The sequence below is a fragment of the Pseudomonas sp. EA_35y_Pfl2_R111 genome, assembly GCF_963970955.1.
Classification (GTDB): Bacteria; Pseudomonadota; Gammaproteobacteria; order Pseudomonadales; family Pseudomonadaceae; genus Aquipseudomonas.
The window spans coordinates 1,687,045-1,700,354 of the sequence record NZ_CAXAOM010000001.1; the positions used below are offsets into that span (position 1 = coordinate 1,687,045).

At 60.2% G+C, this 13,310-nt stretch carries 10 protein-coding genes and 1 pseudogene; 3 read left to right on the plus strand and 8 right to left on the minus strand.

Annotation, left to right across the window (positions count from 1 at the left end; all coding sequences use genetic code 11):
• Window positions 1–22: 22 nt before the first annotated feature.
• The 8 genes from AACY25_RS07975 to desA form a co-directional block, all read right to left on the minus strand.
• Window positions 23–1,744, minus strand: coding sequence for a SulP family inorganic anion transporter (locus AACY25_RS07975; RefSeq protein ID WP_339523616.1), 1,722 nt, complete (start codon window positions 1,742–1,744; stop codon window positions 23–25).
• Entirely contained in the window at window positions 1,734–2,597 is an 864-nt protein-coding gene (locus tag AACY25_RS07980) for an MBL fold metallo-hydrolase (RefSeq protein WP_339523617.1), read from the minus strand. The genes AACY25_RS07975 and AACY25_RS07980 overlap by 11 nt, the downstream gene beginning before the upstream one ends.
• Window positions 2,598–2,635: 38 nt before the next feature.
• Entirely contained in the window at window positions 2,636–3,052 is a 417-nt protein-coding gene (locus AACY25_RS07985; protein ID WP_339523619.1) for a DUF6691 family protein, read from the minus strand.
• A 2-nt stretch (window positions 3,053–3,054) separates the two neighbouring features.
• Window positions 3,055–3,486: a YeeE/YedE family protein gene (locus AACY25_RS07990; RefSeq protein WP_339523621.1), complete on the minus strand. Its 432-nt coding sequence runs from the start codon at window positions 3,484–3,486 to the stop codon at window positions 3,055–3,057.
• Window positions 3,486–3,809, minus strand: a complete 324-nt coding sequence (locus AACY25_RS07995; protein ID WP_339523622.1) for an ArsR/SmtB family transcription factor — start codon at window positions 3,807–3,809, stop codon at window positions 3,486–3,488. Before AACY25_RS07995 ends, AACY25_RS07990 begins: the two co-directional genes overlap by 1 nt.
• A gap of 178 nt (window positions 3,810–3,987) precedes the next feature.
• Complete coding sequence (locus tag AACY25_RS08000; RefSeq protein ID WP_339409065.1) at window positions 3,988–5,250, minus strand: OprD family porin; 1,263 nt, start codon at window positions 5,248–5,250, stop codon at window positions 3,988–3,990.
• 474 nt (window positions 5,251–5,724) lie between these two features.
• Entirely contained in the window at window positions 5,725–6,696 is a 972-nt protein-coding gene (locus AACY25_RS08005) for a GGDEF domain-containing protein (RefSeq protein WP_339523623.1), read from the minus strand.
• A gap of 166 nt (window positions 6,697–6,862) precedes the next feature.
• A complete protein-coding gene (gene desA / locus AACY25_RS08010; protein WP_339523625.1) occupies window positions 6,863–8,050 on the minus strand; it encodes a delta-9 fatty acid desaturase DesA in 1,188 nt (395 codons plus the stop codon).
• Between the two features lie 168 nt (window positions 8,051–8,218).
• Here desA and dibA point away from each other — a divergent pair, with 168 nt between their 5' ends.
• The 3 genes and pseudogenes from dibA to AACY25_RS20955 all read left to right on the plus strand — a co-directional run.
• Window positions 8,219–10,507: a phosphodiesterase DibA gene (gene dibA / locus AACY25_RS08015; RefSeq protein WP_339523626.1), complete on the plus strand. Its 2,289-nt coding sequence runs from the start codon at window positions 8,219–8,221 to the stop codon at window positions 10,505–10,507.
• 10 nt (window positions 10,508–10,517) lie between these two features.
• The gene (locus tag AACY25_RS08020; protein WP_339523627.1) at window positions 10,518–11,651 is read left to right on the plus strand and encodes an HDOD domain-containing protein; all 1,134 of its coding nucleotides are present in this window, start codon (window positions 10,518–10,520) and stop codon (window positions 11,649–11,651) included.
• Window positions 11,652–12,843: 1,192 nt separating this feature from the next.
• A pseudogene (locus AACY25_RS20955) lies at window positions 12,844–13,308 on the plus strand (GAF domain-containing protein); the annotation flags it as partial.
• Between the last annotated feature and the right edge of the window lie 2 nt (window positions 13,309–13,310).

Consider the following 13,310-nt stretch of genomic DNA (forward strand, 5'->3'; position numbering starts at 1 on the left):
AGTGATAAGTTGTAGCCCAGTTTTACTCAGGTGTCAGTGCGCGCACGGCACACACAGGGTCCAACGTGCACAGCGCTTGGTAGTGGCTAATAAACACCTGGCCGCCAAAGCGCTGGAGAAAATCCGAGCGCAGTAACCGATCCATCACCGGGCCTTTGACTTCAGACAGATGCAGCTGCACCTCGGCACTCTGCAACTGTTCGGCGATCGCTTCGAGAGTATCCAGCGCACTGGCATCAATCTGATTGACCCCTGAGCACATCAACACCAGATGACGTACCTCAGGACTCACGGCAATCAGCTCGCCGATGCGGGCCTCCAGGTAGCGTGCGTTGGGGAAATACAGGCTCTCATCAACCCGCAACGACAGCACGCTCGCGCTCTGCACCGTGTCGTAGCGCTGCACATTGCGAAAATGCTGGCTGCCCGGCACCTGCCCAACAACAGCCATATGCGGCCGACTGGTGCGCCAGAGAAACAACAACAGTGACAGGGCAACGCCGAGCATAATTCCGGCCTCCACACCCTGTAACAGCACACCGAAGAAGGTGGCTAACTGCGCGCAACCTTCCGCTTTTGAGTAGCGCCAGGTGTGGCGTAAGGTCGGCACATCAATCAAGCCAAGCACCGCCACCAGAATACTCGCCGCCAATACCGCCTGTGGCAGATGGCGCAATACCGGGGCCAGGCCAAGCACCGCTGCCAACATCAAACCCGCCGCAAAAATACCCACCAGCGGCGTAGCCATATTGCTTTGCCGGGCCACCGCAGAACGGGAAAAACTCGCCGCCACTGGCATCCCGCCGCTAAAGGCCGAGGCCACATTGGCTGCGCCCTGGCCCAGCAGCTCCAGATCAGGGCGGATCAGTTGACGCTTGCGCATAGCCAGGCTTTGGGCAATGGAGATGGACTCGATAAACCCCACCAGAGCAATCAATAGCGCGGCCGGCAGTAGCTCACGTAGCAGGCCCAGCTCCAGGTTCGGTAAACCCAACGTCGGCAACCCCGCCGGGACCTGCCCCACAACCCTGATTCCATAGGCCTCCAGCTGCAAAAGTCCGCCTACGGACATGGCCAACAGCATCACCAGCAAGGCACTGAGCTGCTTCAGCCGCAGCGCCCAAGCAACTGACACGCCCAACAGACTCAGATTGCGCAACACCACCAGTGCCACCAGGCTCACCACGCCCAGCAGCAGGGTCGGTTTATGTAACTCCGGCAATTGGGCGTATAACGCTGGGAGCACCTGCGGCAGGGTCAGGCCGTCGACGGACACCCCCAACAAATAACGCAGCTGGCTCACCGCAATCAGCACTGCCGCACCACTGACGAACCCGGAGATCACCGGATGGCTGAGAAAGTTGGCAATAAAGCCCAGGCGCAACAGCCCCATCAGCAACAGCAGCGCACCGACCAGCAGCGTCAGCCCGATCGCGGCCGCACTGTAAGCTTCGCTACCGGCCACCGCGATCGGCGCTAATGCCGCCGCGGTCATCAGTGACAAGACCGCCACCGGCCCGAATGACATGGCCACCCCAGGGCTCGCACCGATCAACGCATACACCACCAGCGGTAAGATACTCGCGTACATCCCCGCCACCGCTGGCAACCCGGCTAACTGCGCATAAGCCAAGGCTTGCGGCACCAGCAACAGGCAGATCAGGCAGGCCGCCAATAGATCGCGGCCTGCCTGACTACGGTCGTAGTTGCGCACGGTGTTGAGTAGCGGCCACTTATAACGCATTCAACGGTACCTTGAGGTAGCGCACGCCATTATCTTCGGCGGGCGGCAGATGGCCGGCACGCATGTTCACCTGCACTGCCGGTAACATCAGCGCAGGCATGCCCAGCCCCGCGTCGCGGGCCTGACGCATGGCAACAAACGCGTCTTCATCAATGCCCTGATGCACGTGCACGTTGTTCGCACGCTGCTCCGCCACCGTAGTTTGGTAACGATGCTGCTCACGACCTGGAGCCAGATAATCGTGGCACATAAACAGCCGGGTGCTGGCTGGCAAGGCAAATAGCCGGGCAATGGAACGGTACAGGACTCGCGCATCGCCACCGGGAAAGTCGCAGCGCGCGGTGCCATAATCGGGCATAAACAGGGTGTCGCCGACAAACGCCGTATCGCCGATCAGGTAAGTCATACAGGCTGGGGTATGCCCGGGGGTATGCAGAGCGCGGGCATTTAGCGAGCCGAGCTGAAACACCTGTTCATCGTGGAACAACTGATCGAACTGGCGGCCATCAACGGCGAATTCGCCACCGGCATTGAACAACTTGCCGAAGGTGTTCTGCACCACGCGGATCTGCTCGCCAATTGCCAGTTGCCCACCCAAGACAGCCTTGAGATAGGGCGCGGCGGACAGGTGATCGGCATGCACATGGGTTTCCAGCAACCACTGCACACTCAGGCCATGCTCGCGCACGTAGGCGATCAGACGGTCGGCACTGGCCGTCGCAGTTCGCCCGGCCGCCGCATCGTAATCCAGCACCGAATCGATAATGGCGCACTGGCCTGTGGCCGAATCACTGACCACATAGCTGTAGGTCGAGGTGGCAGGGTCGAAAAAGGCCTGAATTAGCGGTGACATGGCAGCTCCTGCTTTGATAGTGATCTCCCGATCATCAATTACCCGCGCCGGCGTTCCAGCGCAGCAAACACAACCATGCCCACCAGCATGGCCGCCACGAACAGCAGCACCTGCCAGCGCCCGGTGAGCAGAATCGCCACGGCCGGCCCCGGACAGATGCCGGCAATCCCCCAGCCAATACCGAACAACAGGCTGCCGCCGATCAACCGCCGATCCAGCTCGCGCTTGCCCGGCAACTGCATCGGCGCACCGAGCAGACTGCTGCGCTGCGCGCGCGCCCAACTGTACGGCAGCAACGCCACGCCAATCGCCGCCACCATCACCAGGGCCAGCGATGGGTCCCAGGCACCTGCCAAATCGAGAAAGGCCAGCACCTTGGCCGGGTTGGCCATGCCGGCGCTAAGCAGGCCAATGCCAAAGGTCACACCGGCAAGAAAGGCCAACAGTTTGCGCATGCTCAAGCCCCCAGCAGATGACGCAGGACAAATACCGTGGTGAAACCGGCGGCCATAAAGCTCAAGGTGGCGGCCAGCGAGCGCGAGGACAGCCTCGATAAGCCGCAAACACCGTGCCCGCTGGTACAACCTGCGCCATAGCGGGTGCCGACGCCGACCAGCAAACCGGCAACGATCAGCGCCAGCCAGCTGCTGTGAAGTTCAATCTCGGGCAGGTGGGCAAACAGCTGCCAGAGCAGCGGCGCGAGCAGCACGCCTAGCAGAAACAGGCCCTTCTCGCCCCAGCCTTCACCACGCTCCAGCAGACTGCCAAGCAGGCCGCTGATACCGGCCACCCTGCCATTCATCACGACGAACAAGCTGGCCGCCAAACCGATCAGCGCACCGCCAGCCATGGCGCTCCCGGGCGTGAAGTTGTACCAATCGATAGTCATCAATGCTCACCGGCGCAGAACAGCTGATATAGGGTGTTGATCACTGCCAGCGCGGCCGGGCTGCAGATGCGGTAATAAATCTGCTTGCCCTCACGCCGGGTTTCCACTAGGCCCTCACGGCGCAACACCGCCAACTGCTGCGACAGGGTCGGCTGTTGAATACCCAGCAGCGTTTCCAGCTCGCTGACATTGCGTTCGCCCTGGGAGAGCTGACACAGCAACAACAGGCGATCCGGATTACCCAGGGCCTTGAGCAACTGCCCAGCCGCATCGGCATTGGCGCGCAGTTGCTGGATATCGATTGGTGGATGTTCAAGCGTCATGGCAAGCAGCTCAATTAAGATAAAAACAATCTATTCTTTTATAGAATGAATGACAAGCACTGCCCGCGTCACTGCACAGAGGTAAATCGCAGGTGATAAAAAACCCGGAACAGAGTCCGGGTTTCGTTTGCTGCTCAGGCTGAACTGGATGCAACAGTTCAGCCTGAAACCACCACAATCAGAGCAATGGCAGAGTGTAGCTGACGATCAGACGGTTTTCGTCGATGTCACGGCTGAAGTTGTTGCGCATGGTCGCATTACGCCAGCGCACACCCAGGTTCTTCAGGGCGCCTTCTTGGAATACATACATCAGTTCGGTGTTGCGCTCACGCTCTTTACCCTCAGATACGTTACGACCGCGATCGATGTTGTCGCCCGACAGGAAGCGCGTCATAAAGGTCAAACCAGGCACGCCAACAGAAGCAAAGTCGAAGTCATAACGTGCTTGGTAGGACTTCTCGTCCTTGGCCGCGAAGTTGCCAATCTGCACATAGTTGACCAGGAACGGATCAGTACCACCGACATAGGCGAAACCGGTGTCACCACTCATCTTCTGGTAGCCGAGGCCAAATTTATGGCCGCTCAGGGCATAGGTCACCATCGCGCCGAATGCCTTGTTATCGACATTGCTCAGGCCGTCATCGGTGGAGCGAGCATAGCGCACGTCGGTCTTCAGGCTCTGCTTGTCGCCCAGCGGCAGTACATGTACCAGATTGAAGGAGTGCTGTTTGTACAGGTCTTCCAGATTGGAATAGTAATAACCCGCCGTCAGATCCTTGGTGAGTTTGTAGTTACCGCCAGCAAAGACGAACTCGTTGGACTGGTTGACGGCACCACCCTTAATTTGGATACCGCTCAAGGAGTAGGTATTCAGGGTCATGTCTTCGTAGTCTTGCGAGTTGCGGTTGTTGACCTCATCGAGGTAACCCGCATCCAGAGTCAGGCCATCAATTTCCTGGGATACCAGGTTACCGCCGCGGAAAATTTGCGGCAGCAGGCGGCTATCGCTGGAGGCGATCGCCTGGTTCTTGAACTGCATCTGGCCGACGCGCAGGGTGCTTTTGGAAACCTTGGCCTTGGCCGCTACAGCCAGACCCGAGTAGTTGTCCTGCGAACCATTGGACGAACGATCCGGAACCAGCAGACCACTACCTGCAGTGCCGTCTCCCGAGTCCAGCTTGAAGCCGAGCATGCCGATGGCGTCGAGACCGAAACCGACGGTGCCTTCGGTGAAGCCCGACTCAGCGCGCAGGATAAACCCTTGAGCCCACTCTTCGGACTTGTGCGGACCCGCGTCTTCACGGAAGTCGCGGTTGAAGTAGAAGTTACGCGCTTCGAGGCTGGCTTTGCTATCGCCAATAAAATCGGCATGGGCGACTTGGCTCAGGGACAAGCCTAGGGTGCTGGCTGCGACGGCCAGGGCCAGGGAGGTCTTTCTCATTATGTGTTCTCCAGTTGTGTGTGGGTTGCACATCGGCACGGGTACTGTCTTCAACTCATGAAGCGGCAGGCGCGCACCGAATTCGGGTGGTTATTGCAGGGCCAAGCGCCGGGCAGGCGAAAAGCCACCGCAGCCAGGGCAGCGGTGCAATAAGCGAAAATCAGGTGAGCGCGTGAAGACAGTCAGCGCGAGCTGGGGAATGAGGACATGGCAGCGGACAGGTAATAATCATGGCGCGGGTCTCTGCATTTTTATTGTCGGCCGATGATCCAGGCCGTTATGCGCTGAGCCCTACGCAGTTACTGTGCCAGCTGCCCAAAACACCCCGCCAGAGCCTCTATTGCAAGGCTTTACAGATTTAAAGGGAGTTTTTTCAAGCCTCGCGGAGACGCCGTGAGCGGTTTTTTGCCTATGGCAAAAAACAAAAAGGCGGTTTATCGCCGACACACCGATCCAACCGCATGCCGCACGCGATCAATCAACCACTACCTGGTTTTTACCCTGGCGCTTGGCCTGGTACATCGCGGCGTCGGCGCGGGTATACAAGGCATCCAGGCTGGTATCCGTAGAACGCAGGCTGGTCAGGCCCTGACTCAGGGTCACACCGAAGCTTGAGTCCTCGTGGTTGAAGCTCAGACGGCGTACCTCACGCTGCAGGCGATCGGCAATCTGCTCGGCCAGCGCTGGCTCGCAACGTGGAAACACAGCGGCAAACTCCTCACCACCGATGCGCCCGAACAGGTCGCCGCGGCGCAGTGTAGTGGCGCAGCTGTAGGCCAGGCGCTGCAGCACCTGATCGCCCATCTGGTGGCCATAGCGATCATTGATCTGCTTGAAGTCATCCAGGTCGAGCAGCAGAAAGGCCAGCGGGCTGTCGTACTCACGGGCCTGCTCAAACTCACGCTGGGCGCACTCGAAGAAGTGCCGACGGTTGCTGCTTTGGGTCAGCACGTCGGTGGTGGCCAGGCGGTGCAGCTCGCCTTCGAGCTGCTTCTTCTCAGTGATGTCTTCGGCGATGCCGACGATGATATGCGGCTTACCCGGCGCGCTTTCACGGCTGACAAAGCATTTGTCACTGAGCCAGCGCAGCTGCCCGTCGGCACGGATGATGCGATACTCGCGCGCCTCGACCGCGCCGGTTTCCAGCACTTGAACGAAGCTCTCGGCGGCGTAATCCAGATCATCGGGGTAGATGCTGTTACGCCACTCTTCATAACCGGCGAGCAAGAGTGCGGCAGATCGGCCAAAGATTCGCTCGTACGCAGGGCTGACGTAGACCACCCGCTTGGCATCCCAATCAAAAGCCCAGAGCACTGCATTAACGCTGCCCAGCAGAGTACTGAATAACTGCTCGCGCTCCTGCAAACGCGCGACCTCAGCGCGGGTATGCAACAGCGCGAGGGTCAACTCTTCCTGTTCGAGCTGCTCTCTGCTGATTTCGTCCATATCAACCGCCATTGCATAGAAGTACCGAGCAAAGACAGCGGCAGGCGCCAGAAATTCAAACCGATCGGACTGGGCCGTGCGCAAAATCTAGTCTGAAAAGGGTCTACCTGAATGGTAGGCCATAAAAAGCCCGCCAATGGGCGGGCTTGAGTAACCAAACGGCGCGTTATGCAGCGACAGTAGGGCGCAGCGAATAGGTTTTCAGCTGTTCGGCAAATTCGCGTAGCGACTGAATACCGCTGGCTTCAGCATCGCTGACCCAATGCTTGATAGCCTCGAGCATATCGTGGCCATTGGCGCTGGTTTTTACCCAGATCTGCTGCAGGGCCAGACGTTTCTCGTAGATCACCTTGAGCGCCTGGCTTTGTTCCAGCATGCGCTGGATACGTACCTGGTGGCCTTCGTCGAGCAGGCTCGGCTCGCGCGACAACAGACGCTTGGCACGGTGGAAGTGGTGGCGAACCGAGGCGTCGGCCTTGGCCAGCTCCTGCTGCACCAGCGGCGCGATGACCAGCTTGCGGTACTGCGCCATGATCTGGAAACGGTTGTTGAGGATGGCCATGGCGGTGTCCATGTCCAGGCTGCGCTTGCCTTCCACTCGGTGGGCGATAGGGGCAACACGCTGCACCTGGGCGAGACCAAGCAGGCTGAACAGCTTGATCCAGAACCAGCCCATGTCGAATTCCCACTTCTTCACCGACAGCTTGGCCGAGTTCGGGTAAGTGTGGTGGTTGTTATGCAGTTCTTCGCCGCCGATCAGGATGCCCCAGGGCAGCAGGTTGGTCGCGGCATCGCGGCATTCGAAATTGCGATAGCCGACGGCATGGCCAAGACCGTTGATCACCCCCGCTGCCCAGACCGGAATCCACATCATCTGGATCGCCCAGATGGTGATGCCCGCAGCGCCGAATAAGGCCAAGTCGATAGCGCCCATCAGCGCTACGCCGGCAACGGGGAAGCGCGAGTAGAGGTTGCGCTCGATCCAGTCTTCCGGGCAGTTCTTGCCGTAGATACGCAGGGTTTCCGGGTTCTTCGCCTCTTCGGCGTACAACTCGGCGCCGGTACGCAGCACCGTGCTCAGGCCTTTGATCACCGGGCTGTGCGGGTCGTCTACGGTTTCGCATTTAGCGTGGTGTTTGCGGTGGATCGCGGTCCATTCGCGAGTGTTCTGCGCCGTGGTCAACCACAGCCAGAAGCGGAAGAAGTGTTTTAGCGCCGGATGCAGCTCCAGCGCGCGGTGCGCCGAGTAGCGATGCAGATAAACCGTGACGCTGACGATGGTCACATGCGTCATCAGCAGGGTAACTGCGATCAACTGCCAGACCGACAGGTCAAGAAAACCGTTGTACCACATGGATCGTGTGCCTCGTGCAGAAGGAAGGACGCCGCTGATGTTTAGCGCACGTCGATGACCATTATCCCTGACCCCGATCAGAAAACCAGTTGGTCTTTTGCATAAGAATGTTGCTTCCTTATCAGCATCTATACTGCCGGTCTTAGACAAAGGACTGACTTATATTCCATGAATGCTCCGCAAGGCGCTTGGCGCCTGACTCTCTGCTATATGCTGGCCGCTGGTCTCTGGGTAGCGTTCAGCGACAGCTTGCTGGTCAACCTGGGAATGTCGCAGCCGCAGCTGGAACGCGCGCAATTGCTCAAGGGGCTGGCGTTTGTGCTGCTTACCACGGGCTTGTTATATGCCGTGCTACGGGCCCACCACGAGCAGCAGCGCCTGGCGCATCACGCCGCGCAGCGCAGCGAAAGACGCCTACAGGAGGCATTGGAAGCCGCTCAAAACGGTATGTGGGACTGGAATCTGCAGACCCAGAGGCTATACGTCTCCCCTGGCTACACGGCCCTGCTCGGTCTGCGCGCCAATGAGCTGGGTAATGATCTACAGCGCTGGCTGCAGCGCCTGCACCCCAATGACCGCACAAGCTTCGACCGCCACCTCGAGGAACGTCTGGCGGCGCGCAACCCCGCGCCCTATGAGGTCAACTATCGCCTGCTGCATCAGGATGGCAGCTACCGCTGGATTCAATCACGCGGGCGCTTGCTGTTCGACGAGCATGGCCAGGCCGAACGCCTGATCGGCACGGCCAGCGACATCACCCAGCGACGCAAGGATGAAGACAGCCTGCGCCAGGCCGCCGCGGTGTTCGATGCGACTCAGGAAGGTGTGCTGGTCACCGATTCGCAGCAGCATATCGTCCACTGCAACCCCGCCTTTACCCGCATTACCGGTTACAGTCAGGCGGAAATACTCGGCCAATCACCGAGCATGTTGAAATCCGGGCGGCACGATAAAGCCTTTTATGACAGCCTGTGGAACGCCCTGCAAAATCGCGGCGCCTGGAGCGGCGAAGTGTGGAACCGGCGCAAGAGCGGCGAGATTTACCCACAATGGCAATGCATCCGGGTGATTCACGATGAGCAGGGGGAGATCAGCCATTACGTCGCGGTGTTTTCCGATATCAGCGCCCTCAAACGCTCGCAACGCGAGCTGGATTACCTGGCGCACCACGACCCGCTAAGTAACCTGCCCAATCGCTTGCTGTTTACCGAGCGCGTCCAGCACGCCCTCGAACGCGCCAGGCTTGATGGGCAGAGCGGCGCGGTGCTGTTGATCGACCTCGACCACTTCAAGCACATCAATGAAAGCCTCGGCCACAACATCGGCGACCTGCTGCTCAAGGACGTCGGTGAGCGCCTTGTTCAGCAACTCGGCAAACGCATGACCCTGGCGCGTCTGGGCGGTGACGAGTTCGGCCTGCTCGACGAAACCTGCAGCAGCGCCGAACAGGCCGCAGTGATGGCGCAGCGTCTGCAGGCGTGCCTGATGCAAGCCTTCCAGGTCACCGACACAGAACTGTTTGTCACCGCCAGTATCGGTATCAGCCTGTACCCCAGCGAGGCCAGCGATGTCGGCCAGATATTGCGCAATGCCGACTCGGCGCTGTTTAAAGCCAAGAGCAGCGGCCGCGAAAGCTATGCCTTCTACACTCAGGAGCTGACTGAACATGCCAGTCAGCGCGTTGAACTGGCCAGCGCCCTACGCCACGCCCTGGATAATCAAGAACTGCGCGTCTATTACCAACCGCTGATTTGCCTGGGCAGCCAGGAAATGATCGGCGTCGAAGCCCTGGTGCGCTGGCAACACCCGCAGCGCGGGCTAGTGCCCCCCGGCGAGTTTATCCCGATTGCTGAGGAAACCGGGCTGATCGGCGCCATCGATGCCTGGGTGCTGGAGCAGAGTTGTCGGCAAATGGTTGCCTGGCAAATTGCCGGGCATAAACTGCGTTTCGTCGCGGTGAATGTTTCCAGTCGCTTGTTCAGCCGCGGCGAGCTGGATGTGCGGGTGGCCGAGGTGCTGCGCAATACCGGCCTCGACCCCGCCAATCTGGAATTGGAAGTCACCGAAAGCGCGGTGATGGACAATCCCGATGCCGCCCTGGCCTTGCTCGAACGCCTGCGCGCCCTGGGTATTCGCCTGGCCATCGATGACTTCGGCACCGGCTACAGCTCCCTGGCACGCCTCAAGCGCCTGCCAGTACACAAACTCAAACTCGATCAGAGCTTTGTTAGCGGCCTGCCGGATGATCAGGACGACGTGGCGATCACCCGCGCGGTGATTGCCCTCGGCCACAGCATGGGGCTCAAGGTGCTGGCCGAGGGTATCGAACAACTCGAACAGGTCGAATTGCTCCAGCAGCTCGGCTGCGATCACGCCCAAGGTTACTATTTCGGGCGCCCACAACCGGCAGAACAGCTAGCCAGCCACCTGGCGCTCAGCGTCGCGAATACAGACTAAGGCAGAAAGCATGCGTGTAATGATTCTCGAGGACGACAGCTGGATCGCCGACCTGCTCAAGCAGATCGTCCTCAGCGTGCGTCCCGGCAGCCAAGTGGTGTGCTTGGACAGCGTCAGTGGCGCGTTGCGTGAGTGGCAGCAGCGTCCAGCCGATGTGGTCATCTGCGACTGGAATCTGCCAGACGGCCCCGGCACCCTGCTGCTGGAACGGGTGCGCCATGACAATAGCAGCACACCACTGGTGGTGATCACCGGCCGCTCCGACCGCGCCAGCGTAATAGCCGTGCGCGCCTTGAAGATCAGCGCTTTTATCAGCAAGCCGTTTCAAGCCGCGCATGTCGCCGCCAGCCTGGAAACCCTGCTGCCCGCAGACACCGGCGAACACCCGCTGCAGATCAGCGACACGCAGAACGATCTGCTCGACCACCTGCGCAGCCTGCCCAGCAGCGCCTTGCAATTGCCCCTCAAAGCCCATGTTCGTGATCGCCTGCTGCAAAGCTTCAAGGGCGAACAGATTGATCTGCGCGAGCTGGCCAGCGAGTGGCAGTACGATCCGGCACTCAGTGCGCGCCTGCTCACCGTGGCCAACAGCAGCGCCTATAACCAGGCAGGGAAACCCTGTACCAGCCTGCTCGAAGCGCTGCAGAAACTGGGCGCCGCCAATAGTCTGAATCTGGCCATGGGTCTGGCCCTACGCCAATGCAGCGCGCTGGATAACGGCCTGCTGCGCATGCTTGCCCAGGCGCATATGGACAGCACCGAATTGCTGATTGAACGCAGCACCCGCCTCGCTCGTCAGTGCGCCATGGACCCCGCGCCCTTCCACAGTGCGGCGCTGCTGCACCGCATGGGTGAGCTGTGTGTGCTGTATCTGGCACAAGCGTGGCAGGACAGTGGGCAGAGTTTCAGCGAAGCCCAGGTGATGCAGGCCGTCGATCAGTTCAGCGGCCCCTTTGCCATCAGCATCAAGGCGCAATGGCAGCTGCCGATGCACCTGCGCGAGCTGATCGGCGCGTGCTACGCCCTGCCGAGCCATAACGTCAAACGCGAGAATATCCTGATGCGCTTGGCCGCCTGCGAGCTCAACAGCGCAGCCGATGATCCCGAACTGGCGCGCCTGCGCCGGCTGGCAGGGTTGACCTGAATGATGTTCTCGGTGCCTAACCGGGTGATGGAGCGGATAGATGCTTAAGCGGCTTATGCCCAGCACGATCCACTGGATCGTTGGCCTTGGCAGCCTGGGGCTGGCGGTTTTCTTCAGCGTACTCGGCGGCTTTGCCCTCAACGAGCGGGAAAACCTGTGGAACCTGCAAGTCGCCAAACAGCATGAGATGCAAAGCCTGACGCTGCGCAATAGTCAGCAGGAGTTGCAACAACAAGCGCAGCTGCTGGCCGAAACCATCGCTGCCGACGCCTGGCTGGTCGAGCTGGTGCGCCAGGCCCACACGCTACAGAGTACTGAACCGCTAGATACGCAAACCCTGAACGCCATCCGCAACCAGCTGTATACCCGCCTCGCCCCGCGCTGGCGCAACCTGCAAGGTATCCGTCCGTTTGCCCTGTATATCCATCTGGCGCCCACGGCCGAAGTGCTGTTACGCGTGCATGAGCCGCAGTGGTTTGCCGACTTTCCCGCCGCGCAGCGGCCCATGCTGCTCGACAGTCTGCAGCAGTCCACCGCAATTACCGGCATGGCAGTGGATGGCGACAAGCTCAGCATGCGCGCCATCGTGCCGCTGCAGATTGACAGCCTTGAGGGTCGGCTTAACGTCGGTGCGCTGGAGGTCAGCCTTGATGTCCTAGGCAACCTGCAACAGCTGGACCGCGAGCTGGAGGCCGGCGTTGCGCTGCTGCTCAAGCGTTCTGTGCAAGCACCCAGCAGCAGTGGCGAGGCACTGCGCGCTACCGTTGACGGCAGTGATTACTGGCACCTGGCCGGCTTTTCCCAGGTGCAGGTGCAGCACTGGCAGGCGCAGCATCGCCTGCCGCCCCCTGAGGCGGGCAACACCTTCAAGCTGCTCGATGATCAGGGCCGCACCTACCTGCTCAACCAGATCAGCCTGAATGGTTACCAGCCTGTCGCTGGCCTGGACAATTCGGTGCGGGCACTGACCTGGCGCGATATTACGGCGCTGTACAGTGTGCACCAGCGGGACAACCGCTGGCTGGTGGTCAAGTGGTTGCTGGCCTGGCTCGCTGCCGAAGCACTGCTGTTGGCCTTGCTGCAAGCCACCCGGCACAGCAGCCAGAGGACCATGCGCCACCACCATGCTGAGCTGCAGCACAAGCACCAGCAAACTGAGGAGTCGCGGCAGTTGCTGGCGCTGATCACCCAGATGCAGGCGGCCTATATCAATGCAGGCAACCAGCGCGAGGCTTTCGAAACCCTTCTCGGGCGGATTCTCGAAGTCAGCGCCAGCCAGTTCGGTTTTGTCGGTGAGATCCGTCACGACGAAGCGGGAGCGCCCTTTCTGCGGACCTTCGCCATCAGCAATATCGCCTGGGATGCGCAAAGTCGCGCCTTCTATGCCGACCATTCACCCCAAGGCCTGGAATTTCGCAACCTCAACACGCTGTTCGGCCAAGTCATCCGCAGTGGCCAGATGTTGATCAGCAACAACCCCGGCAATCACCCGCAAAGCGCCGGCCTGCCGCCAGGCCATCCACCGCTGCAGGCATTTGCCGGCCTGCCCATTCACGCCAACGGTGAGCTGCTGGGCATGCTCGGCCTGGCCAACCGCGAAGGCGGCTACAGCGAGCAGTTTGCCGCCCAGCTACAACCGCTGCTGACTACCCTAGGCCA

What these genes read in the sequence shown, in the direction of transcription:
- AACY25_RS07990 (WP_339523621.1), bottom strand. Translation starts at nt 3,486, where the DNA reads ATGACTATCGATTGGTACAACTTCACGCCCGGGAGCGCCATGGCTGGC.
- desA (WP_339523625.1), bottom strand. Translation starts at nt 8,050, where the DNA reads ATGTGGTACAACGGTTTTCTTGACCTGTCGGTCTGGCAGTTGATCGCA.
- AACY25_RS07985 (WP_339523619.1), bottom strand. Translation starts at nt 3,052, where the DNA reads ATGCGCAAACTGTTGGCCTTTCTTGCCGGTGTGACCTTTGGCATTGGC.
- AACY25_RS08000 (WP_339409065.1), bottom strand. Translation starts at nt 5,250, where the DNA reads ATGAGAAAGACCTCCCTGGCCCTGGCCGTCGCAGCCAGCACCCTAGGC.
- AACY25_RS08005 (WP_339523623.1), bottom strand. Translation starts at nt 6,696, where the DNA reads ATGGACGAAATCAGCAGAGAGCAGCTCGAACAGGAAGAGTTGACCCTC.
- AACY25_RS07975 (WP_339523616.1), bottom strand. Translation starts at nt 1,744, where the DNA reads ATGCGTTATAAGTGGCCGCTACTCAACACCGTGCGCAACTACGACCGT.
- AACY25_RS08020 (WP_339523627.1), top strand. Translation starts at nt 10,518, where the DNA reads ATGCGTGTAATGATTCTCGAGGACGACAGCTGGATCGCCGACCTGCTC.
- dibA (WP_339523626.1), top strand. Translation starts at nt 8,219, where the DNA reads ATGAATGCTCCGCAAGGCGCTTGGCGCCTGACTCTCTGCTATATGCTG.
- AACY25_RS07980 (WP_339523617.1), bottom strand. Translation starts at nt 2,597, where the DNA reads ATGTCACCGCTAATTCAGGCCTTTTTCGACCCTGCCACCTCGACCTAC.
- AACY25_RS07995 (WP_339523622.1), bottom strand. Translation starts at nt 3,809, where the DNA reads ATGACGCTTGAACATCCACCAATCGATATCCAGCAACTGCGCGCCAAT.